The organism is Asaia spathodeae NBRC 105894 (genome assembly GCF_025994195.1).
GTDB classification, from domain to species: domain Bacteria; phylum Pseudomonadota; class Alphaproteobacteria; order Acetobacterales; family Acetobacteraceae; genus Asaia; species Asaia siamensis.
Genome location: NZ_BAPY01000017.1, coordinates 1 through 238 on the forward strand (window position 1 = coordinate 1; position 238 = coordinate 238).

Consider the following 238-nt stretch of genomic DNA (forward strand, 5'->3'; position numbering starts at 1 on the left):
TTTTCTCCAGATATCTCGCCAAAATAGAGATCGGAGAAGATCAGATGATTGAGGTTGAGGTCGAGCAGGAGCTTAAGCCACGTCATAGGGCTGTTATTGCGCTCTGGCGTACTGGTGTTGATATTCGAACTGTTCTCAAGCGGAGCCAGTTCTACAATGTTCGCAGGGAGATTTTCGAGGCTGTCTCGATTGATATAGGTTCGATCTGTCAGGACGGTGCGAATGTTGTTCGTCTTCG

The 238-nt window shown here is 47.9% G+C and carries 1 protein-coding gene; it reads left to right on the top strand.

Translation table 11 applies throughout. The annotated features are described in order from the left end of the window. Window positions 1-44: 44 nt before the first annotated feature. Window positions 45-238, top strand: a 194-nt coding sequence (locus tag AA105894_RS08500) for a hypothetical protein (protein ID WP_267311344.1), incomplete at its 3' end; no start/stop codon positions are given.